Source organism: Flavobacterium sp. N2820 (assembly GCF_025947285.1).
In the GTDB taxonomy this organism is placed as follows: Bacteria; Bacteroidota; Bacteroidia; order Flavobacteriales; family Flavobacteriaceae; genus Flavobacterium.
Map to the genome: position 1 here is coordinate 2,584,648 of NZ_CP110008.1, position 21,340 is coordinate 2,605,987.

Below are 21,340 nucleotides of genomic sequence, written 5' to 3' on the forward strand. Positions count from 1 at the left end.
TATAAATAGTCCAATATATATATTGGTCTAGTTCTTCTTATCTCATAGTTTTGGTGTAAAATAAAATCAAGACCGAAAATATGAAAAAAAGAATTACTTTACTCTGCCTATTGGCATTTTTGTACTTCATCCCTAATGCTGTTGCTCAATGTACTTCAGCAACGTATGGATTATTTCCAGCTAATACTTATACACCAAACTGTAGTGGAAACTATGAGACATTAACCAGTCAAAGTTATGCAGGCGAATACAGCAATGTGAATGTAATTGCAAACAAACAATATTCCTTCTCAAGCTCTGTAACAACGGATTATATCACAATTACGAATGCAACTGGAAGTGTTGTTTATGCAAGCGGAACACAACCCGTAATATGGGATTCTGGAAGTACTACAGGCGTTATCCGTTATTACCTTCATTCTAATGCTTCATGTGGTAACCAACAAGTAGAAAGGTCTCGCTATATTCGATGTGCTGATGCATCAAACTGCGTACCACCTTCAAATTTGGCGGTATCAAATATAACATCCAATTCTTGTAAAATGACTTGGACAGCTGCATCACCAGTACCTTCTTCTAATTATGATATTTATATCGTTACAACAAATAGCGCTCCTACTGCAAATTCTACTCCTACATTATTTAGTACAACTAACTTAACTACCACTATGTATTTAAACGTTGCGGCAGGTACTACCTATTACTACTGGATTCGCTCTAACTGTGGAGCTACAACTGGTGTGTGGGTTTCTGGTGGTAATTTTACTACACCACCTGCATTAACTTGTAACGGTGCAATTTATGGATTATATCCTGATGCAACTTTTACACCTGCTTGTACAGGAAATACAGAACAAATCGTTGCAGATGCTTATGCGGGAGAATATTCAAATGTAAATGTATTGTCAAATAAACAATATACTTTTACTAGTTCAGTTTCTACGGATTTTGTTACGATAACTAATGCAACAGGAACAGCGGTTTTAGCCAGTGGTTTAACTCCTTTAACTTGGTTATCTGGTACAACCTCTGGAGTAGTTAGATACCATTTGAATGCCAATTCTAGTTGTGGAACTCAAAACACAAACAGAGTAAGATCTATTACATGTGCTACAATTTCAGTTTGTAATGCTCCAACGCAACTATTTTATGATGGTTTAACTTCGACTTCAAATAATATTGCATGGACGGCACCAAATCCTGCGCCAAGTAATGGTTATATTTATTGTTATAGTACTGTCAATGATCCATTTTCTGCTAATGCAATCACAGGAACGACGACAGATACCTTTGCGGTTTTAAATAATTTATCGCCAAATACTACCTATTATTTTTGGGTAAAATCAAATTGTGGACAAACACAAACCAATTGGGTTTCGGGAGGTTCGTTTACCACATATCCTGCATCTGGATGTAACGAACCAACACAATTATTTTACGATGGTTTAATGTCGACAACTAATAACATTGCATGGTCTGCTCCAAATCCTGCGCCAAGTAATGGTTATATTTATTGTTATAGTACTATCAACGATCCATTTTCTGCTAATGCAATCACAGGAACGACAACAGATACCTTTGCAGTTTTAAATAATTTATCGCCAAATACTATCTATTATTTTTGGGTAAAATCAAATTGTGGACAAACACAAACCAATTGGGTTTCGGGAGGTTCGTTTACCACATATCCAGCATCTGGATGTAACGAACCAACACAATTATTTTACGATGGTTTAATGTCGACAACTAATAACATTGCATGGTCTGCTCCAAATCCTGCGCCAAGTAATGGTTATATTTATTGTTACAGTACTGTCAATGATCCATTTTCTGCTAATGCAATCACAGGAACGACGACAGATACCTTTGCGGTTTTAAATAATTTATCGCCAAACACTACCTATTATTTTTGGGTAAAATCAAATTGTGGACAAACACAAACCAATTGGGTTTCGGGAGGTTCGTTTACCACATATCCAGCATCTGGATGTAACGAACCAACACAATTATTTTACGATGGTTTAACGTCGACAACTAATAACATTGCATGGTCTGCTCCAAATCCTGCGCCAAGTAATGGTTATATTTATTGTTATAGTACTATCAACGATCCATTTTCTGCTAATGCAATCACAGGAACGACGACAGATACCTTTGCGGTTTTAAATAATTTATCGCCAAACACTACCTATTATTTTTGGGTAAAATCAAATTGTGGACAAACACAAACCAATTGGGTTTCGGGAGGTTCGTTTACCACATATCCAGCATCTGGATGTAACGAACCAACACAATTATTTTACGATGGTTTAACGTCGACAACTAATAACATTGCATGGGTAGAAGCTACACCTACACCAAGTAATGGTTATATTTATTGTTATAGTACTATCAACGATCCATTTTCTGCTAATGCAATCACAGGAACGACAACAGATACCTTTGCGGTTTTAAATAATTTATCGCCAAATACTATCTATTATTTTTGGGTAAAATCAAATTGTGGACAAACACAAACCAATTGGGTTTCGGGAGGTTCGTTTACAACCCAAACGCTTACTACGGAATCATTCTCAATGAAAAATTTGAAGCTTTATCCAAATCCTGTAAAAGATATTTTAAACCTTTCATTTGATAAAGAAATTACTACTGTTTCTATATACAATTTATTAGGTCAAGAAGTTTTATCAAAATCTGTAAACAACAATGAAACTTCAATAGATTTTACAGATGTATCTGCTGGGACTTATTTTGTAAAAGTAACTTCTAATAATGAAGTGAAAACAGCAAAAATCATTAAACAATAAAACGAAACGTTTCATTTATTAATTGAAAGCGTTTCTTAAAAAAATCAAACTTATTTTATTAACCAATTATTTAACAAACAAATTTATGAGAGTATTAGCTTTAATTTTTATGATTTTATCCTTTTTAGTAGGAGGTTTTTGTGCAGGAGTTTTATTTAAAAACATTGAAAACAGAATGGGAACAGACGGCGATTCTGAAAAGCTGGAAGAAGTGTATCGTTTAGTAGAAAACGAACAAAAACAAATAGATCAATTAAAAAAAGACGGAATTGACGTTACTAAAATTGAAGATCCACAAATAAAAGAAAGTTTAGAAATTATCGAAAGTACACCTCCAAAATGGAAAGTTGTGTATGCGGGTAAATTAGGTATAGTATTAGCTGTTCTTGCTTTTGTAATGGTTGTAGTAGCATTTATGAAAAAAGAATTTGTTACTAAATTAAGTATTCTTGTTGCTGTATTGTCAATAGTTCTGTGGGCTATTGCACCATACATGGAAGAGGGAACATTCTCAGGAGCAAATCCTAAATCTCTTGCTTTAATTGCCTGTATTGGTCTTATAGTATGCTCAGGATGTGCTTTTATGAGCTACAAATTATACTTGAAAAAATCTCAAGCAACAGCTTAATTAATTGATACAAATTAATTTCATTATACAATTACAATCTATGAAAATCAATCGCTTACTATTATTAGTTTTATTACTTTCTTTTACTTTTTCTCAAGCTCAATTATCAGTACTTATTAATGGGAAAGAAGTAAAGTCTGGTGCTACGGTTTCTAAAAAGGACTTAGCAACATTACAAGTTAGTTTCAAAAAAGCCAAAAATGTAACCGTTTATTCTGGTTATACAAATTTATATGTAGAGTTTTCAGATAATTCTAATACCTATATAAATAGTTGGAGTCTTCAAAAAGAAGGCTATACTGCCATGTTAGATTTTATCAAAAATACACCTGTAACAAAAAATTCAGTGTTTTTGAAGGCAAAGATTTTATAAATAGAGGAAATACACTTGAATGGATTTTAAACGGCGCAAATGGAGTAGAAAAACAAAAAACGATAAAAGTTGAAATTGGATTTTGGGTTAGAGAAGAAATCGGATATAAAGAATATGGACCAAAAGTTCAATTATTAGAACCAATTTTCTTTAATGTGCCTATTTGGGAACCAAAAAACTTATACCTTCCTTATCTTGATCTAACTGTAGATAAAACGAATATAAAAGAAGATATCAATACCAGCCAGACAGGAAGCACAGACAGGAGTGATACAGAAGTAGGCTACCAAATACACAAAAATCAAGAAACTTATAAAATTTATGCATTCGAAAAATCTGCACATCCAGGTTTGACGGTTGATGAATTAGCTAAAGATTTTATTCATAGAGTTACCTATCATTCAAATAATGATAAAGTAAAAAAAATCCATGAATATGATTTCGAAAAATATAATTTACCTTGGTATCATATCTGCGTACTTTTCCGAGATGAACAAATACAAAATGTAGATTATTTTATAAACAAAGATGTGAAATCAAAAGATTTAATGAGTTTATATGAAAAAGTAGAATTCGGAAATATGAAAGGATACACATTTCAATCTGGTTTGTACAATACAGGAAGACAAGATGGAAAAACTTATAAAGATGTAGGACAATTCAGAATCTATATCCTTAACCATCCAACGAACCCAGATATAGTATTAATGATATGCAATGAAATTGGAAGAGGCACAGAAACAGCACAATCTATAGATACTTATATGCAAACTTTTTTAAAGAGTATAAAGCAATAATTTTTAAAACAGATTCTAATCCCAAACTTCATAGTTTATGTTGTTTGGGATTAATTTTAAAACAAAAACAAAATGGAAAATTTATCGATTATAGGAATGATAATGATGGTGTTAGGATTTATCAATGCCGCTTGGGTTGGAATTCTTTACATCATATCATTAAGCGCTGTTGCTGGAACCAAGTTATCAAAGAAAGTTGGAACAGCAAATGAAAAAACCGACGAATATCTTGAACAAGGAAAATCAATGTCTAGCGGTTTATTGAAGAAATTAATTTGGAGGTTAGCAATTGGATGTATTGGTTGGCTAATGTTTTATATAGCAACGGGTCATTTTTAAAAATTTGTATTTAGATATGAAGAGTATTCTAATAAAGTTAATCATTTTAATTTTATTATCTACTTATAACGTACAAAGTCAAGAGGTAAAAGTTGTATATGATAGAACCGATATAGACACAAGCGACGTTGTTAATCAGACGATAAAGTTAAGGATTGATAATTTCCCGAATAACACAAACAGATGTGAACTTATTGACGCTTATGCAACTGATGAAACACATCATAAAATTAAACCTGAATATTTTTTAACTCAAGCAAACAGTGAATTTTGGATAACTTTTATAAAAAGTAAAAAATCTAAAAAAATAATATCACTCAATGGTAAAGCACGCTTTTTTAGTATTTCAGAAGAGGCAGAAACAATAATAAAAATTGATAGTATCTTAGAAAAAGTAAATAAAACTATCTATTCAAAAAATGAGATTAAAATTATTGTTGTCGACATTGAAGCGTTAAAAAATAAAAAAGGTCAAAACCTATTTGAGTATAAAAAAGAAGTTGCAAGAATTGTAAAAGAAAACAAATTAAATCAAAAAAGGTTTGAAAATACATTGAAAAAGACCTTTGAAAATTATAATGATCTTTTTAATATGATGATTTATTGTGAAGATTCAAAAAATAGTATTGAAGACATTGATTCGCTATTTACAGAGTATAATAAATATCCTGAAGGAATTAAAAATGATTGCATTAAAACTTTTCTTTTTTCTAAAAGTGATGCCTCTAATTTAGCTAGAATTAGCATCAAAGATTCCTTGACATATAAAGAAATAGACTTCAACGTAGTTATAGATGATGATTAACTAGTGTAAATTTTACATAAAAAATTGAACTTTAAAATCTAAAATTCCAATCCATTTTGGAGTTTTAGATTTTTTTTGTGGTTAATTCACTTCATATACAAACAATGATTACTATAATCAATAATTGCTTTTCCTTTTAGCAAAATATCAGCACCAATTATACCATCTACCGGCTTGGTTTTGTATTGGACTAAGGCTTGGTTCACATGACTCATATCAAAAACAATCAAATGAAATTTTTTATTTTTCCATCTTCCTAATTGAATTTCGTTGTTTTTTGCCAATTGCGTTTCTAGTCCAGTGGCACCAGCTCCAGCAGCTTTGGTTTCAGAAAATTGCGCATCTAATTTGAAGTGTTCAATGCTTTCAAACCCAACACAACTATTGCTTGCTCCTGTGTCTAAAATAAAGTTGCCCATAACATCATTTATCTTTCCTTTGATTAATAAATGTTGGGTTTTTAGCACCGTAAATTTTATCTTTTTATATTTTTTCCCTTTTAAAAAGTCTTGCAAATCTTCCATGAATCAAAAATAGAAAATTGTTACATTATTTCAGTCTTAATACTTAATTCTTTAATCTTAATACTTTTATTATAACTTTGCCACTTTGTAACCCATCAATAAATGATACTTACCGATACACACACGCATTTATATTCAGAAGAATTTGATCAAGATTGTAACGAAATGATGCAACGCGCTATAAATGAAGGGGTTTCTCGTTTTTTCGTACCTTCAATAGATTCTAATTATACGACTAAAATGTACGAATTAGAAAAAAAATATCCCGAAAATGTGTTTTTAATGATGGGCTTGCATCCTACGTATGTGAAAGAAAATTACTTGGAAGAATTGGCGCATGTGGAAAAAGAATTAGCTTCTAGAAAATTTTATGCCGTGGGAGAAATCGGAATTGATTTATTTTGGGACAAAACTTTCTTAAATGAACAGCAACATGCTTTTAAACATCAAATTCAATTAGCGAAAAAGTATAAATTAGGAATCAATATTCACTGTCGAGATGCTTTTGATGAAGTTTTTGAGGTTTTAGAAAGTGAAAAAGCAGCTGATTTATTCGGAATTTTTCATTGTTTTACAGGTGATTTAGGTCAAGCCCAAAGAGCGATTTCGTTAGGAATGAAACTTGGAATTGGAGGAGTAGTAACGTTCAAAAATGGGAAAATTGATCAATTTTTAAATGAAATCGACTTGAAACACATTGTTTTAGAAACCGATTCGCCTTATTTAGCGCCTGTTCCATACAGAGGAAAGCGAAACGAAAGCAGTTATACTTTATTAGTAGCACAAAAATTAGCTGAAATTTATAAGTTATCAGTAGAAGAAATTGCAAAAATCACTACAGAGAATTCAAAGCAAATTTTCGGAATTTAACCTAAAATCAAACCTCAATTCATAAAATTTTTGTTCTTTTGTGGATTGATTCCAAAAAAACTATGTCAAAATTCGATTCTATTCGACCGTATTATGATTCAGAAGTTAACGAAGCCTTAAAATCTTTGTTAAATCATCCTATGATGAAGGCTATGATGGATTTTACTTTTCCGGAAGTGGAAGACGAGGTTTGGAAAGAGCAATTGAGTAGAACACATTCTATTCGCGATTTTCAAATTAATTTTGTGTATCAGTCCATACAACGCGTACTTGAGAGGAGTTCGGAAGGACTTTCAACTTCTGGTTTCGAAAAATTAGATCCTAACACTTCTTATTTGTTTATTTCCAATCATCGAGACATTATTTTAGATACGTCTTTATTGAATGTTTCTTTGTATGACCATAAATTGATAATGACAGCTTCGGCTATTGGAGATAACTTGGTTCAAAAAGATTTTTTGTTGAAATTATCTAAACTCAATCGAAATTTCTTAGTTCAAAGAGGTTTATCACCACGAGAATTATTACAAAGTTCAAAGTTGATGTCAGAATACATGTATCATTTATTGTCTAAAGAAAATCGTTCCGTATGGATTGCACAACGTGAAGGAAGAACAAAAGATGGTAACGATTCAACTCATCAAGGAGTTTTGAAAATGCTTGGAATGGCCAGCGATGAAGCAAAAGTTATGGATTTCTTCAAAAAATTAAAAATAGTTCCTGTTTCTATTTCATACGAATACGATCCAACGGATGCCTTGAAAATGCCACAATTATTAGCACTTTCAAAAGATGAAGTATATATTAAAGAGAAAAACGAGGATTTTATAACCCTTTTAAGTGGTATTATTGGTCAAAAGAAACGCATTCATATTCATGTGGGCGATGTTTTAGAAGCTGAATACGAAAAAATTAAAGCAGAAACGGATAATAATAACAAACAAATTCAAGCGTTGGCTCAAGTAATTGATGATTCTATTCTGCAAACTTATAAATTGTGGCCAACGAATTATATCGCATACGATATTTTATATAAAACTAATAAATTCGAGCATTTATACGACGAAAAAGAGCGTCAATTATTTGAAAGAAGATTAGAAATGCGAATTGATGCCGAAAATGAAACGATGAGAGAAGGTTTTTTAGCCATGTACGCAAACCCAGTTGTGAATAAATTGAAATACACAAATGACATCGCATAAAGCAAAAATATTGCTAATTTATACGGGTGGAACCATCGGTATGGTCAAAGATTTTGAAACCGGTGCTTTAAAGGCATTTGATTTTAAAGAATTGCTCAATCGAATTCCTGAATTATATCTTTTAGATTGTTTAATTGAAACCATTTCTTTTGAAACGCCAATTGATTCATCAAATATGAATATTTCCAATTGGCAAAAAATGGCACAACTAATTGAAGAAAATTATTTAAAATTTGATGGTTTTGTAGTACTTCATGGCTCAGACACCATGTCGTATAGTGCTTCGGCATTGAGTTTTATGTTAGAAAATTTAGCTAAACCAGTAATTTTTACGGGTTCACAATTGCCAATTGGTGATTTAAGAACAGATGCCAAAGAAAATTTGATTACTGCTATTCAAGTTGCGTCATTACAAAGCAATAAAAAGCCCGTAATTCAAGAAGTCTGTTTGTATTTTGAATATAAATTATATCGAGGAAATCGAACTACAAAAATAAGTGCCGAGCATTTTAATGCGTTTACTTCTCCAAATTTTCCTGAATTAGCTGAATCTGGTGTGCATTTAAAAGTAAATAAAGATCTAATATTGGTTTCAAAGCCAACAAAAAAACTTAAAGTTCATACAGAATTTGACGATAATGTAGCAATACTGAAATTATTTCCTGGCATCAACGAAAACGTGTTAACCGCTATTTTTGCTATACCTAACTTAAAAGGTATTGTTTTAGAAACCTATGGTTCGGGAAATGCGCCTACTGAAAAATGGTTTGTTGAAGCATTAGACAAGGCAATAAAAAAGAATATTCACGTTATTAATGTAACACAATGTAGTGGAGGAAGTGTTTCGATGGGAAATTATGAAACCAGTACACAGTTAAAAAATATAGGCGTAATTTCAGGAAAAGACATAACAACGGAGGCGGCAATTACTAAGTTAATGTATCTCCTAGGGCAAAAAGTTTCCTCAAATGTGTTAAAAACTATTTTTGAAACTGCTATTCGTGGAGAAATGACATAAAAATAACACATTAAATTTTTATACATCAATTTTTTTATGTTATTTAGCGCCCTTAAAATCGAGTGTTATTACGATAGAGAGGTGGCCGAGTGGTCGAAGGCGCACGCCTGGAAAGTGTGTATACTCCACAAGGGTATCGAGGGTTCGAATCCCTTCCTCTCTGCAGAATAATATTAATTTTAAATTTTTATAAATATTTTTATATCTTTACCCATTAACTAATTAAAATTTAAGAACAAAAGCGATGAAAAGATTATTTTCTATTTTAGCAATCACGGGGCTTATGACTTTTGGAAATGTTCAAGCTCAAGATTCAACAGCAGCAGCAGCTCCAGCAACAGAACAAGTAGCTGACTCAACTGCAACAGCAACAACTGATGAAGCAGCAGTAGCACCAACAGAAGAAGCAGCAGCAGAAGAAGTTACATTTACTCAATCTATGAAAAAACGTTTCATTGAGGGAGATCCAATTTACATGGGAGCAGTATTATTATGTTTAATCTTAGGTTTAGCAATTGCAATCGAAAGAATTATTTATTTAAACTTATCTACTACAAACTCTAAAAAATTAGTAGAAGAAGTTGAAGCTGCTTTAAAATCAGGTGGAATAGATGCGGCTAAAGAAGTAGCAAGAAACACTTCTGGACCTGTAGCTTCTATTTTCTTCCAAGGGTTAGATCGTTCTTCTCACGGATTAGATTCTGCTGAAAAATCTATCGTTGCTTACGGTGGTGTTCAAATGGGTCAATTAGAGAAAAACGTATCATGGATTTCTTTATTTATTGCTTTAGCACCGATGTTAGGATTCTTAGGTACAGTAATCGGTATGATTGTTGCTTTTGACAACATTGAATCTGCTGGTTCTATGGAGCCTTCATTAGTAGCAGGGGGTATTAAAGTGGCGTTATTAACAACGGTATTTGGTTTAATTGTAGCTATGATTCTTCAAGTTTTCTACAACTACATTACTGCTAAAATTGACTCTATTGTTAATGATATGGAAGATGCATCTATTTCTTTAGTAGATATGTTATCTGATTACTTTAATGACAAAAAATAATTAAAAATGAACACACATAAATTAATAAAAATTGCTGCCTTCATTATTGGTATCATTGGCTTAGTAGTATATTTCGCTACTTTCGCCTATGACCAAGAAGAATTGCAAGCAAATAGTTTAGTAGGTGTTTTTATTGCAGTATCTTACATTGCTATGGCAATTGCTGTTGCAGCTGTTTTATACTATGTAATAAAAAATTTACTTACTCACAAAGATCAGTTGAAAAGGGCTATGATTACTGTTGGTTTATTTCTTGCAGTTATTTTAGTAGCTTTCATATTAGCTGATGGTACTGAAGTAAAATTAAAAGATGGAGGGATGATTTCATCTTCTTATTCTAAAATAATTAGTACAGGACTTAATACATTTTATATTCTTGCTTTTGCATCAATTGCGGTATTAGGTTGGACAGGTTTTTCAAAAATTAAAAAATAAACTATGGCTAGAAAAGAAAGAGGTGCACCACCAGAAGTGAATGCAGGTTCTATGGCAGATATTGCTTTCTTACTTTTGATTTTCTTCTTGGTTACTACCACTATTGGAGTTGATCAAGGAATTAATAGACTCTTGCCTCGTTATGAACCTAATCCAGTAGTTCCAGATATTAATGAAAGAAATATATTAACGGTTTTAGTAAATAAAGACAACCAATTGTTAGTAAACGAAAAACTGGTTGATATTCAAGATTTGCGTCAAACTGCTATAGATTTCATTGAGAATAACGGTAATGGTAGTTGTAGCTATTGTTTAGGAAAAAAAGATCCTAAATTATCTGATAGTCCACAAGATGCAGTTATTTCGTTAAATAATGATGGACAAACTTCATATGGTACTTATATAGCTGTTCAGAATGAATTAGTAGGAGCTTATAATTATTTAAGAGATAGAGAGTGTAAGAAACGTTTCGGTATGACTTTTAGTGAAATGGATTATATTTATAATGATCCTGCTTCTAAAGCAACCGAAGGATTAGTTGATGATTTGAAGCCTAAAGTGGAAAAAATTCAAGAATTAATTCCAATGAGACTATCTGAAGCAGAACCTAAAAAGAATTAAAAAAGTATAACTATGTCTAAATTTAAAAAGAAAAAATCAGGTGGTACACCTGCTATTTCAACAGCTTCGCTGCCAGATATTGTATTCATGCTTTTGTTTTTCTTTATGACGGCTACTACAATGAAAGATAGTGATTTGAAAATTGAAAACACTTTACCAAAAGCAAATCAAACAGCAAAATTGCACAAGAAACAATATGTAATGTATTTATACGCTGGAAAACCTAATGAAAGATATGTTACTACTTTAGGTAAATCTGATCGTATACAATTAGCTGATAAAATGGCTTCAACTGCGGATATTAAAAACTTTGTTATCTTAGAAAGAGCTAATAGAAATTCTGAAGATGAGAAATATTTAACTGCATCATTGAAGATTGATAAAAACGTAAAAATGGGTCTTGTAAGTGATATTAAATTAGAACTTCGTAAAATAGACCAATTAAAAGTAAATTATACTACTACACAAGGAAATCCTGTTGAGTAATTTATTTACTGATAAAGTATAAAAGGTACGCTTTGGCGTGCCTTTTTTTATTATTTTTATATAAAATTTATAAAATGCGATTTTTAGTAGTATTCTTTTTTATCGGTTTAAATTTTACCTTTTCACAATCTACAGAAAAGGTTGTAGATTCTTTATTTAGAGAAGACCAAATCTATTGCTCTGTATCGTATAATTTTTTACAAAATAAACCTGATAATTTTAGTCAGTATTCTTTTTCTGCTGGACTTACAGCTGGGGTTTTTAGAGATTTTCCAATTTCTAAAAATAGACATTGGTCCATTGCTCCAGGAATAGGTTATTCCTATAATGATTTAAAGCAAAATATTGATTTTTCTGCTGCTTCAAGTTCAAGTGCCGTCACTATTGTAAGGAGTAGAATGACGATTCATTATTTAGAAGTGCCTCTGGAAATTAGATGGAGAAATGCCTCGCCTGAAAGTCATAAATTTTGGAGAATTCACATTGGTTTTAAAGTGAGCTATTTATTAGGAGGAAAGTTTATCTACGAGTCTGATGCAATTGGGAATGGCGATTTTAAAATCAAAGAAGTTGCCAATGAATTGCAATATGGTGTTTATGTTGCTTTTGGTTTCAACACTTGGAATCCTTATATTTATTATGGTTTAAACCCAATTTTTGACAAAAACAAAACCACATTAGAAAATAATGTTACTGCTTTAAATGTGGGACTTAAATTCTATATTTTATAACCAGTAGCGGTATAAAAACAATTGCGGAGCCAACCCAATAACAATTCCAACAAGTAATTCTGGATAAGTGTGAGCTTTCATGTAAAGTCTTGAAGATGCCACTAATCCTATACTAACAATACAAAAAGAAATTAAGTTTACAAAAGGCAATTGATAATAAGAACTTAGTCCATAAATAAAAGCGGTTAAGGCGCTAATTCCTATCATGTGTAAACTTGCTTTAAATTTTATAATTACAGCCGTTAACACCAAAATAGAGCTAAATAATCCACCCAAGAAAAAGTAAAATAATTCGGTTGTGATTTCCTTTGAAACACTAAATTTTAATAAAACCAATAACAATATCGCCTGAACCGCAATTGGCATTTGTCTTTCTTTCAAAGTGGCTTCTGTAAATGAAGTAACTACTCCTAGTGAACGAAATAAAAAGTAGATAGATAACGGCAAAAGCAAAGTCAAAATAATCACTTGAATGAGTGTTACATAAATTTGCGAATCATAAAAATAACTGCGTGTAACTAAAAAATAAAAAAGCGTACCATAAATAGAAATAAATATGGGATGAAATATATAAGAAAACACGGGAAGTATTTTTTTTAAATCCATTTTTTGCTTAGATTTTCTTTCTCAAACGCGCCACAGGAATGTCTAATTGCTCTCGGTATTTTGCAATTGTTCTTCTAGCAATTGGATACCCTTTTTCTTTTAAAATTTCTGCCAATTGATCGTCTGGTAAAGGTTTTTTCTTGTCTTCTTCAGCGATTACTTGCTGTAAAATATTTTTTATTTCAATTGTAGAAACTTCTTCACCTTGGTCATTTGTCATCGATTCACTAAAAAACTCTTTGATTAATTTCGTACCATAAGGTGTGTCAACGTATTTGCTATTTGCCACACGTGAAACGGTTGAAATATCTAAACCAACCATATCGGCAATATCTTTTAAAATCATTGGACGAAGTTTAGTTTCTTCACCATCTAAAAAGTATTCTTGCTGATAAAACATAATTGCATTCATGGTCACATATAATGTTTCCTGACGCTGCTTAATCGCATCAATAAACCATTTTGCTGAATCTAATTTTTGCTTGATAAACTGCACCGCGTCTTTTTGAGATGTTGACTTTTCAGAAGTGTCTTTATAACTTTGCAACATTTCCTGATAGTCTTTAGAAACGTGCAATTCTGGAGCATTTCTTCCGTTTAATAGTAACTCTAATTCGCCATCAACAATTCGTATCGTAAAATCGGGAACAATGTGTTCTACCATTTTTTGATTGCCATCAAAACTACCACCTGGTTTTGGATTCAGTTTTTCAATTTCATCAATTGCTTTTCGTAATTGTTGTTGCGAAACATCAAATTTTTGTAACAATTTATCATAGTGTTTTTTGCTGAATGCTTCAAACTGTTGTTCAATCACATTAATAGCTAAAACTACTGAATCTGATGGTGTTTTGTGTTTTAATTGTAACAATAAACATTCTTGTAGATCACGAGCGCCAACTCCAACGGGTTCTAATTCTTGTACCAGATGCAAAATTCGTTCTACTGTGGTTTCGTCAGTATAAATACCTTGGGTAAATGCCATATCGTCCACAATATCTTGAGTGGTTCTTCTGATATAACCCATATCATCGATACTTCCTACTAGAAATTCAGCAATATCACGTTCATCATCGGTCAAAATAAAAGTATTTAACTGATTGATTAAATCTTGATGAAAGCTTACAGGAGCAGCAAACGGAAGTGATTTGTCATCATCATCGTCGCTATAATTGTTAGTTTGATATTTGTAGTCTGGCGTCTCATCATTGCTTAAATACTCGTCAATATTGATGTCTTGCGCGTCGATGTGTTCATTATCAAAATCATCATAATCGTCGTCGTTGGTGTTTACTTCGTAATCATCCATTTCGTAATTATCTTCCTTACTGCTTTCTTCTAAAGCAGGGTTTTCAACTAATTCTTCCTGAAGACGTTGCTCAAAAGCTTGCGTAGGCAATTGAATTAACTTCATCAACTGAATTTGTTGAGGCGATAATTTTTGAGATAATTTGAATTGTAAACTGTGTTTTAACATCTTTTTATGTTTAAGAGTTTATCGTTTAAGAGTTTAAAAAGGATGAAATCAAACCTTATAAACTCTTAACCTTTTAAACTTATAACCTATTTTATTAGAATTCTGCGTTTTGTGGTGTTCTCGGGAATGGTATTACGTCTCTAATATTAGTCATGCCGGTTACAAAAAGTACTAATCTTTCAAAGCCTAATCCAAATCCTGAGTGCACTGCCGAACCGAATCTTCTTGTGTCTAAATACCACCAAAGTTCTTCTTCGTCGATTCCTAAGGCTTTCATTTTTTCTACTAATACATCGTAACGCTCTTCTCTTTGCGAACCTCCAACAATTTCTCCAATTCCAGGGAATAAGATATCCATAGCTCTAACGGTTTCTTTTCCGGGTTCGGTATTGTCGTTTAAACGCATGTAAAATGCTTTAATTTTTGCAGGGTAATCAAATAAAATTACTGGACATTTGAAGTGTTTTTCTACTAAGAAGCGTTCATGCTCACTTTGTAAATCTGCACCCCATTCGTTAATAAGGTATTGAAATTTTTTCTTTTTGTTTGGTGTTGAATCTCTTAAAATATCAATAGCTTCAGTATAAGAAACACGTTTGAAGTTGTTGTCTAATACGAAGTTTAATTTTTCTAATAAAGCCATTTCGCTACGATCAGCTTGTGGTTTTGACTTTTCTTCTTCTAGTAATCTGCCTTCTAAGAATTTTAAATCATCGGCACATTTTTCAACTGTATATTTGATAACGTATTTGATGAAATCTTCAGCTAAATCCATATTGTCAGCCAAATCATTGAAAGCAACTTCTGGTTCAATCATCCAAAACTCTGCTAAGTGACGAGACGTATTAGAATTTTCTGCACGGAATGTTGGTCCAAAAGTATAAATTTGACCTAACGCCATAGCGAAAGTTTCACCTTCTAATTGTCCAGAAACGGTAAGATTTGTTTCTTTTCCGAAGAAATCTTCTTTGTAATTAACTTTTCCTTCCTCTGTTCTTGGTGTGTTGTCAAATGGTAAAGCAGTTACTTTAAACATTTCTCCTGCACCTTCTGCATCAGAACCTGTAATAATAGGAGTGTTTACATAGAAAAAACCTTTTTCTTGAAAATATTGATGTACCGCAAACGCCAAAGTTGAACGCACGCGCATAATTGCTCCAAAAGCATTTGTTCTTACGCGCAAGTGTGCATTTTCTCGTAAAAATTCAAGTGAATGTTTTTTAGGTTGCATAGGAAATTTTTCCGCATCGCTATCGCCTAAAATCTCTAATTTTGTTACTTGAATTTCTACTTTTTGCCCAGCACCTCGGCTTTCTGCCAATGTTCCTGTAACGCAAATAGCTGCTCCAGTTGTAATTCTTTTTAAAGTTTCATCAGGTGTGTTTTCAAAATCAACAACACATTGAATATTATGAATGGTTGAACCATCGTTCAACGCAATAAATTGATTGTTTCTAAATGTTCTAACCCAACCTTTAGCGGTTACTTCATGTACTATTTTCGTGCTGTTTAAAAGGTCTATAACTTTTGAATGTTTCATTTTCGGTTAATTATTAAAATACAAATATACTATTTCTCGTTTGAATTTTCTTCTTCAATATCTTCGGCTAAAATATCTAATGTTGGTTCCAAAAATTCTTTTTCGTTAGCGATTGTTTTTTCTAAGGATAATAACAAAGCTGGTAATACAATTAAGTTGGAAAGCATTGCGAAAAGTAAAGTTGTTGCAACTAATCCGCCTAAAGCAACAGTTCCTCCAAAACTTGATAATGTAAAGACAGAAAACCCGAAAAACAATACTACTGAAGTGTAAAACATACTAATTCCTGCTTCTTTTAATGTGTTGTAAACGGAGCGTTTTATTTTCCAATCGTTTCCTTTTAACTCTTGGCGGTATTTTGCTAAAAAGTGAATGGTGTCGTCAACTGATATTCCGAAGGCAATGCTAAATACTAATATTGTTGATGGTTTAATCGGGATTCCTAAAAAGCCCATTAATCCTGCAGTAATAACCAATGGTAAAATGTTAGGTAATAATGATATTAATATCATTTTAAAAGATCGAAACATATATGCCATTAACAATGCAATCAAAACAATTGCAAATAAAAGTGATTGTACTAAGTTTCCGATTAAATAATGTGTTCCTTTTTCAAAAACATAGGCTTTTCCAGTTAGTGAAACTTCATAACGCTCTTTTGGAAAAATATGATTGATTTTATCTTGTAAGCGTTCTTCAATCTTTTCCATTCTATCAGTTCCAATATCTCTCATAAAAGTCGTAATGCGAGCATATTGGCCTGTACTGTCAACATAGCTTTTCAGCATGTTTTCATTTCCTTTTTTAGTCGAATTTTTGATATATGATAAAATAAAGGCTTCTTCTTGTTTTGTTGGTAATTCGTAAAATTCAGGATTCCCGTTATAATAGGCTTGTTTTGAATACTTTACCAAATTTACAATAGATACAGGTTTTGATAATTCTGGAATCTCTTCAATTGTTTCTTGAAGTTCTTCAATTCGTTTCAGAGTAACCGATTTTAACGCACCTTTAGGTCGTTTTGTATTAATTACAATTTCTAATGGCATTACACCATCAAATTCTTTTTCATAAAATAAAATATCGTTATAGAACCCAGTTTTCTTAGGCATATCTTCAATAATACTTCCAGAAACTTTGATTTGGTAAATTCCAATAATTCCTAAAACCAATAATCCAATAGCAGTTGAGAAAACAGCTACTCTGTGATGTCTTATGGTGTTTTCTATCCAATTAATAAATGAAGCCATATAATTTTTACCTAGATGTGCCAAGTGTTTTTCTTTTGGCGCAGGCATGTAACTATATACAATAGGAATTATGATTAAGCAAAGGAAGAACAAGAAGACAATATTCAACGAGGCTACAATTCCAAATTCTTTTAGTAGTGTACTATCGGTAAAAATGAAAGTTCCAAAACCAGCAGCTGTGGTTAAATTGGTTAGTAATGTTGCGTTACCTACTTTAGAAATTACACGTTGTAACGATTTTGCTTTGTTACCGTGGTTTTTAATTTCTTGTTGGTATTTATTGATTAAGAAAATACAGTTAGGTATTCCAATTACAATAATTAATGGCGGAATAATCGCAGTTAAAACCGTGATTTCGTAATTTAAAAGTCCTAAAGTCCCAAAAGACCACATTACACCAATTACTACAACAAACATTGAAATTAGTGTAGCTCGAACACTTCTAAAAAAGAAGAAAAAAAGCAATGATGTAATTCCTAACGCAGCTCCAACAAATAAACCAATTTCATCGATGATACTTTTTGCATTTAATGTTCTAATGTATGGCATTCCCGAAACACGAAGGTCCATACCAGTTTCTTTTTCAAAAACTGCAATTTTTTCGTCGCTTAAATATTTTTCAATAAAGTCTTTACGTGCTTTTGTATTTACAATTTTTTTATCCATGTAAATTGCAAACCGAACAGCTCCAGTTTCTTTATTGAACAACATACCTTCATAAAAAGGTAAGTTGTTATAGAATTCTGATTCTTTCACTTTTAGATAAGCATCAGAAATACTATCGTTATTGATGAAAGGGACTAATTTGAATTTTTGAGCAATAGTGTCTTTGCTTAAAACTTTTAAATCTTCAATAGACAGCGTTAATTCAACTGCTTTATCTTTTTTAATAGTCTCAACAAATTTCTCCCAAGCTTTAATGTTTTTTTCGGTAAAGAAATTTTTGTCTTTGAACCCTAGAACGACTAAATTTCCTTCTTCTCCAAATTTATCTAAAAATGATTTGTATTGAATGTTTACTTCATGATCATCAGGTAATAAGTTAGCTTCAGTAAAGGTAAAACGCATGTTTTGCCACTGAAAACTCATAAAAACGGTAAAAAGTAAAACAAGAACTAATAAAAAAACGCGGTTTCTTAAAATTCTACTGGCAATATAATCCCAAAAACTGGTGCTTAACCACTTTAACATCTCTCAAAAATTAGTGTGCAAAGGTACTGATTTTTGCTTAATTTATTGGTTTAGAATGTGAGATTTAAGTTAATTTTAAAAGCCTAAATCCAAATAGTAAGAAACTTTTATGGCAATATTGTCGTCAAAGTTAGCCAATTGATTTGGGCCGTATCTGTAAAACGCAACCAAGCCAATTCCTTTAAATATTTTATTTAATTCGATGCCGCTTTCAAAAAAGCCTTCTTCCATGGTTTTGTATGTAATACCTAAATGTTGGTTATTTTTGTCGATTGAGCCAATTGCCATTCGGGAAACCACAGTGATTTCAGGATTAATTTTGTATCCTAATCTAATTTTGTTAAACGTGTGTTTTAGTTGTAATGAAGCGTATTTATTGGAGAAGAATTCGTTAAAATACATGGTTTCAAAACTATTTTTTCCTGCAAAAGTTATTCGTTGTAAAATAGCATCACGATTCAAATTATTGGGAACAATACTGTATAAATGCGTAATAGGAACATCGCCAAAAGCAATACCAGTTTGGAATAAAACAGTACTTTTTTGACCCGATAAATAGGGTAATTCATAGTATGTTTTGAAATCTATTTTGGAAAATTCAAAATCATTGCCAATAACATCGGGAAGTGTTTGGGTGTATTGAATTGAGAATTTTGGATGCCGTTTTTCCATCTCAATTTTCCCCATAGGCGTTTGCATGTAATTGCTAAATGGATTCCACTGAAAGCCTAATTGAACCGTTGTAATATTGTAATCTGTATAAGAAACACCATTGTTTACAAATGTATAATTGAATAAAGGTGTTATTTGACTTTGAGCAAGTGCAAAATAACTAGTTGTTTTTCGTACTATTTTACTTTCTACAAAAATCGAGCTCGCTTTACTATTGTAAAAAGTAGAAATATTAATTGGTCGAGGATCATAGATTTTAAATCTGCGCGAATCGGTAGCAAAATTGGTTTGTGCAATTTCATTGATGTCGTCAGAATAGGAAGCACTTATCCATGTTTCAGAATTTTTGTGCGCTAAATAGGAAGGCGTAATTCCGAACTTAAATTCGGTGTCTTTTAGACCATAGGCTCCATAAAAGGCCACTTTATATTTTTGAGATAATTTATCGTTTGTGATGCCGCCTAATCCTAATCTAAATCCTTCAAAATTATTATATTTAATAATACTTCTTAGGTCAACATCAACAACAGATATAGGAAAATAACCGTTAATGATTTTTTTACCCAAAAGGATTTTATGCTCTATTTTTTCTGACATAGATAAACTATCAATAGAAGTGTACGTTCTCAGTTTTCTCTTGTCTATCGTATCTTTAGCGACTGTGTTCCAAAAAGCAGCAGGTTTCTTGAGGCTACTTTCTGGGACTTCGATTTTTACATAGGGTTTTGTTATGGTTATTGGTTGATTGATTTCAATGTCATACGGAGTAGATTCTATTTGTAAATAAGCTTGATCAGTTGCATTTTTATTTTCAATTTCTTCCAATGAAGAACTAAATTTAATTGTACCACCTAATATGTTTAAATCTTCATAATTATTACCTTTTAATACTTTAAAAATACGCTTTTCAGGAAACCAAATGTTGTGTTCTTTAAGAAAATTAAAACTATAAGTTGCATTTATGTTTACTATGCCATAAATTCGATAATATGCTTTTGAAATCGCAAAAGTCTCGGTATCAATGTATAGTAATCCTCTTAATCTATTGGCGTTTAGTTTTTTAGGTTGAAAATAGATACGAAATGCTTTTCTGCCTTGAATAGAAACGGTATCAATCAGTTTATAGGAGTATAATCTGCGACCATAGTTTGAAATTGGATTTTGAACGGGAATTTCAAGTATTTCAAATGGATTTTCGTATACCGAATAGGAGACTAATTTTAATCCGAGATATTCATAAAGAGGTTGTTCAAAGCCAGCCATTCTACTTGCGAGAATCGTTTCTTTGCTTCTTTTATTTGCATATTGAATTAGGTTAACTTTTTCAGTTTGATATAAATGTTGTTTTGTAATTAACTTTTTAAATTTATAATTGGTAGAATCTAGTTTTAGTAATGGTTTTCTAAGAAATCGATTTTTATAAATAGTGTCAATTTTATTCGAAATACTGTCTGGATTCGCCGTTACATATAAATATTCGTAGTTTTTGTATTGAAAACTCGACAAGGCTTTTTCAGGCTCATTGTTTTTTTTATTCTCAATTACTTTTTTAATGATATTATTTACTTCAATTTCAGAATAGACTTCTGCTTTTTTATCATTTAAATCTGTAATTAATTTAATTGTAAGAATAGAATTGTTCTTTGAAGCATAAACAATTTTTTCATAATAGCCTTTATAATTTACTTTAATTGGAAGTTTTGAATCTTTTATTTCCAATGAAAATTTTCCTTCCCAATCAGCTGTAATAGTTGCTTTGTTATAGGAAATCGATGCAAACGCTATAGGAATTGCATTGTCAAAATCGATAATTTGTCCTTTAATTTTGTTTTGTGCGAGTAAGCTAGGGGTACTAATAAAACACAAAAAAAGCCAAAAATAGTTCATGTAAGTTTATTGAAGTATTTC

20 protein-coding genes and 1 tRNA gene are annotated in these 21,340 nt (G+C 31.6%); 15 read left to right on the forward strand and 6 right to left on the reverse strand.

Going from position 1 to position 21,340, the window contains the following annotated elements:
- The first annotated feature begins 80 nt into the window (after positions 1–80).
- The 6 genes from OLM52_RS12115 to OLM52_RS12140 all read left to right on the forward strand — a co-directional run bounded on the left by OLM52_RS12115 (position 81) and on the right by OLM52_RS12140 (position 5,749).
- Entirely contained in the window at positions 81–2,807 is a 2,727-nt protein-coding gene (locus tag OLM52_RS12115; RefSeq protein WP_264548765.1) for a fibronectin type III domain-containing protein, read from the forward strand.
- Positions 2,808–2,892: 85 nt separating this feature from the next.
- On the forward strand, positions 2,893–3,435 hold the full coding sequence (locus tag OLM52_RS12120) for a hypothetical protein (protein WP_264548766.1): 543 nt from the start codon (positions 2,893–2,895) through the stop codon (positions 3,433–3,435).
- A gap of 40 nt (positions 3,436–3,475) precedes the next feature.
- A complete protein-coding gene (locus OLM52_RS12125) occupies positions 3,476–3,808 on the forward strand; it encodes a hypothetical protein (protein WP_264548767.1) in 333 nt (110 codons plus the stop codon).
- A complete protein-coding gene (locus OLM52_RS12130) occupies positions 3,709–4,605 on the forward strand; it encodes a hypothetical protein (RefSeq protein WP_264548768.1) in 897 nt (298 codons plus the stop codon). The genes OLM52_RS12125 and OLM52_RS12130 overlap by 100 nt, the downstream gene beginning before the upstream one ends.
- A 72-nt stretch (positions 4,606–4,677) precedes the next feature.
- Positions 4,678–4,944: a hypothetical protein gene (locus tag OLM52_RS12135; RefSeq protein ID WP_264548769.1), complete on the forward strand. Its 267-nt coding sequence runs from the start codon at positions 4,678–4,680 to the stop codon at positions 4,942–4,944.
- A 16-nt stretch (positions 4,945–4,960) separates the two neighbouring features.
- On the forward strand, positions 4,961–5,749 hold the full coding sequence (locus tag OLM52_RS12140; protein WP_264548770.1) for a hypothetical protein: 789 nt from the start codon (positions 4,961–4,963) through the stop codon (positions 5,747–5,749).
- A gap of 86 nt (positions 5,750–5,835) precedes the next feature.
- Here OLM52_RS12140 and OLM52_RS12145 read toward each other — a convergent pair whose 3' ends face one another.
- Positions 5,836–6,273: a retropepsin-like aspartic protease gene (locus tag OLM52_RS12145; RefSeq protein ID WP_264548771.1), complete on the reverse strand. Its 438-nt coding sequence runs from the start codon at positions 6,271–6,273 to the stop codon at positions 5,836–5,838.
- Between the two features lie 102 nt (positions 6,274–6,375).
- On the opposite strand from OLM52_RS12145, the gene OLM52_RS12150 reads away from it, so the two are divergent.
- The 9 genes from OLM52_RS12150 (at position 6,376) to OLM52_RS12190 (ending at position 12,696) form a co-directional block, all read left to right on the forward strand.
- Entirely contained in the window at positions 6,376–7,143 is a 768-nt protein-coding gene (locus tag OLM52_RS12150; RefSeq protein WP_264548772.1) for a TatD family hydrolase, read from the forward strand.
- Positions 7,144–7,205: 62 nt separating this feature from the next.
- Positions 7,206–8,345, forward strand: coding sequence for a 1-acyl-sn-glycerol-3-phosphate acyltransferase (locus OLM52_RS12155; RefSeq protein WP_264548773.1), 1,140 nt, complete (start codon positions 7,206–7,208; stop codon positions 8,343–8,345).
- Positions 8,332–9,363 carry an asparaginase gene (locus tag OLM52_RS12160; RefSeq protein ID WP_264548774.1) on the forward strand — a complete coding sequence of 344 codons (1,032 nt, stop codon included), beginning with the start codon at positions 8,332–8,334 and terminating at the stop codon, positions 9,361–9,363. The genes OLM52_RS12155 and OLM52_RS12160 overlap by 14 nt, the downstream gene beginning before the upstream one ends.
- A 75-nt stretch (positions 9,364–9,438) precedes the next feature.
- Positions 9,439–9,526, forward strand: a tRNA-Ser gene (locus OLM52_RS12165).
- An 81-nt stretch (positions 9,527–9,607) separates the two neighbouring features.
- Positions 9,608–10,423 (forward strand): MotA/TolQ/ExbB proton channel family protein, encoded by an 816-nt coding sequence (locus tag OLM52_RS12170; RefSeq protein ID WP_264548775.1) that lies wholly within the window; start codon positions 9,608–9,610, stop codon positions 10,421–10,423.
- A gap of 6 nt (positions 10,424–10,429) precedes the next feature.
- Positions 10,430–10,858: a hypothetical protein gene (locus OLM52_RS12175; RefSeq protein WP_264548776.1), complete on the forward strand. Its 429-nt coding sequence runs from the start codon at positions 10,430–10,432 to the stop codon at positions 10,856–10,858.
- A gap of 3 nt (positions 10,859–10,861) precedes the next feature.
- On the forward strand, positions 10,862–11,479 hold the full coding sequence (locus OLM52_RS12180; protein ID WP_264548777.1) for an ExbD/TolR family protein: 618 nt from the start codon (positions 10,862–10,864) through the stop codon (positions 11,477–11,479).
- Between the two features lie 12 nt (positions 11,480–11,491).
- Complete coding sequence (locus tag OLM52_RS12185; protein WP_264548778.1) at positions 11,492–11,965, forward strand: ExbD/TolR family protein; 474 nt, start codon at positions 11,492–11,494, stop codon at positions 11,963–11,965.
- Positions 11,966–12,039: 74 nt separating this feature from the next.
- Positions 12,040–12,696, forward strand: a complete 657-nt coding sequence (locus OLM52_RS12190) for a porin family protein (RefSeq protein ID WP_264548779.1) — start codon at positions 12,040–12,042, stop codon at positions 12,694–12,696.
- Here OLM52_RS12190 and OLM52_RS12195 read toward each other — a convergent pair.
- The 5 genes from OLM52_RS12195 to OLM52_RS12215 form a co-directional block, all read right to left on the reverse strand.
- On the reverse strand, positions 12,691–13,302 hold the full coding sequence (locus OLM52_RS12195) for a hypothetical protein (RefSeq protein ID WP_264548780.1): 612 nt from the start codon (positions 13,300–13,302) through the stop codon (positions 12,691–12,693). The two genes, OLM52_RS12190 and OLM52_RS12195, sit on opposite strands and share 6 nt — an antisense overlap.
- Positions 13,303–13,309: 7 nt before the next feature.
- Positions 13,310–14,779 (reverse strand): RNA polymerase factor sigma-54, encoded by a 1,470-nt coding sequence (gene rpoN, locus OLM52_RS12200; RefSeq protein WP_264548781.1) that lies wholly within the window; start codon positions 14,777–14,779, stop codon positions 13,310–13,312.
- Between the two features lie 94 nt (positions 14,780–14,873).
- Entirely contained in the window at positions 14,874–16,319 is a 1,446-nt protein-coding gene (gene asnS / locus OLM52_RS12205; RefSeq protein ID WP_264548782.1) for an asparagine--tRNA ligase, read from the reverse strand.
- A gap of 29 nt (positions 16,320–16,348) precedes the next feature.
- On the reverse strand, positions 16,349–18,760 hold the full coding sequence (locus OLM52_RS12210; RefSeq protein ID WP_264548783.1) for an efflux RND transporter permease subunit: 2,412 nt from the start codon (positions 18,758–18,760) through the stop codon (positions 16,349–16,351).
- A gap of 75 nt (positions 18,761–18,835) precedes the next feature.
- Positions 18,836–21,319 carry a DUF5686 and carboxypeptidase regulatory-like domain-containing protein gene (locus OLM52_RS12215; protein ID WP_264548784.1) on the reverse strand — a complete coding sequence of 828 codons (2,484 nt, stop codon included), beginning with the start codon at positions 21,317–21,319 and terminating at the stop codon, positions 18,836–18,838.
- Positions 21,320–21,340: the final 21 nt, after the last annotated feature.

What these genes read in the sequence shown, in the direction of transcription:
- OLM52_RS12175 (WP_264548776.1), top strand. Translation starts at nt 10,430, where the DNA reads ATGAACACACATAAATTAATAAAAATTGCTGCCTTCATTATTGGTATC.
- OLM52_RS12120 (WP_264548766.1), top strand. Translation starts at nt 2,893, where the DNA reads ATGAGAGTATTAGCTTTAATTTTTATGATTTTATCCTTTTTAGTAGGA.
- OLM52_RS12170 (WP_264548775.1), top strand. Translation starts at nt 9,608, where the DNA reads ATGAAAAGATTATTTTCTATTTTAGCAATCACGGGGCTTATGACTTTT.
- OLM52_RS12190 (WP_264548779.1), top strand. Translation starts at nt 12,040, where the DNA reads ATGCGATTTTTAGTAGTATTCTTTTTTATCGGTTTAAATTTTACCTTT.
- OLM52_RS12135 (WP_264548769.1), top strand. Translation starts at nt 4,678, where the DNA reads ATGGAAAATTTATCGATTATAGGAATGATAATGATGGTGTTAGGATTT.
- OLM52_RS12125 (WP_264548767.1), top strand. Translation starts at nt 3,476, where the DNA reads ATGAAAATCAATCGCTTACTATTATTAGTTTTATTACTTTCTTTTACT.
- rpoN (WP_264548781.1), bottom strand. Translation starts at nt 14,779, where the DNA reads ATGTTAAAACACAGTTTACAATTCAAATTATCTCAAAAATTATCGCCT.
- OLM52_RS12215 (WP_264548784.1), bottom strand. Translation starts at nt 21,319, where the DNA reads ATGAACTATTTTTGGCTTTTTTTGTGTTTTATTAGTACCCCTAGCTTA.
- OLM52_RS12150 (WP_264548772.1), top strand. Translation starts at nt 6,376, where the DNA reads ATGATACTTACCGATACACACACGCATTTATATTCAGAAGAATTTGAT.
- OLM52_RS12140 (WP_264548770.1), top strand. Translation starts at nt 4,961, where the DNA reads ATGAAGAGTATTCTAATAAAGTTAATCATTTTAATTTTATTATCTACT.
- OLM52_RS12180 (WP_264548777.1), top strand. Translation starts at nt 10,862, where the DNA reads ATGGCTAGAAAAGAAAGAGGTGCACCACCAGAAGTGAATGCAGGTTCT.
- OLM52_RS12160 (WP_264548774.1), top strand. Translation starts at nt 8,332, where the DNA reads ATGACATCGCATAAAGCAAAAATATTGCTAATTTATACGGGTGGAACC.
- OLM52_RS12145 (WP_264548771.1), bottom strand. Translation starts at nt 6,273, where the DNA reads ATGGAAGATTTGCAAGACTTTTTAAAAGGGAAAAAATATAAAAAGATA.
- OLM52_RS12210 (WP_264548783.1), bottom strand. Translation starts at nt 18,760, where the DNA reads ATGTTAAAGTGGTTAAGCACCAGTTTTTGGGATTATATTGCCAGTAGA.
- OLM52_RS12115 (WP_264548765.1), top strand. Translation starts at nt 81, where the DNA reads ATGAAAAAAAGAATTACTTTACTCTGCCTATTGGCATTTTTGTACTTC.
- OLM52_RS12155 (WP_264548773.1), top strand. Translation starts at nt 7,206, where the DNA reads ATGTCAAAATTCGATTCTATTCGACCGTATTATGATTCAGAAGTTAAC.
- OLM52_RS12185 (WP_264548778.1), top strand. Translation starts at nt 11,492, where the DNA reads ATGTCTAAATTTAAAAAGAAAAAATCAGGTGGTACACCTGCTATTTCA.
- OLM52_RS12195 (WP_264548780.1), bottom strand. Translation starts at nt 13,302, where the DNA reads ATGGATTTAAAAAAAATACTTCCCGTGTTTTCTTATATATTTCATCCC.
- asnS (WP_264548782.1), bottom strand. Translation starts at nt 16,319, where the DNA reads ATGAAACATTCAAAAGTTATAGACCTTTTAAACAGCACGAAAATAGTA.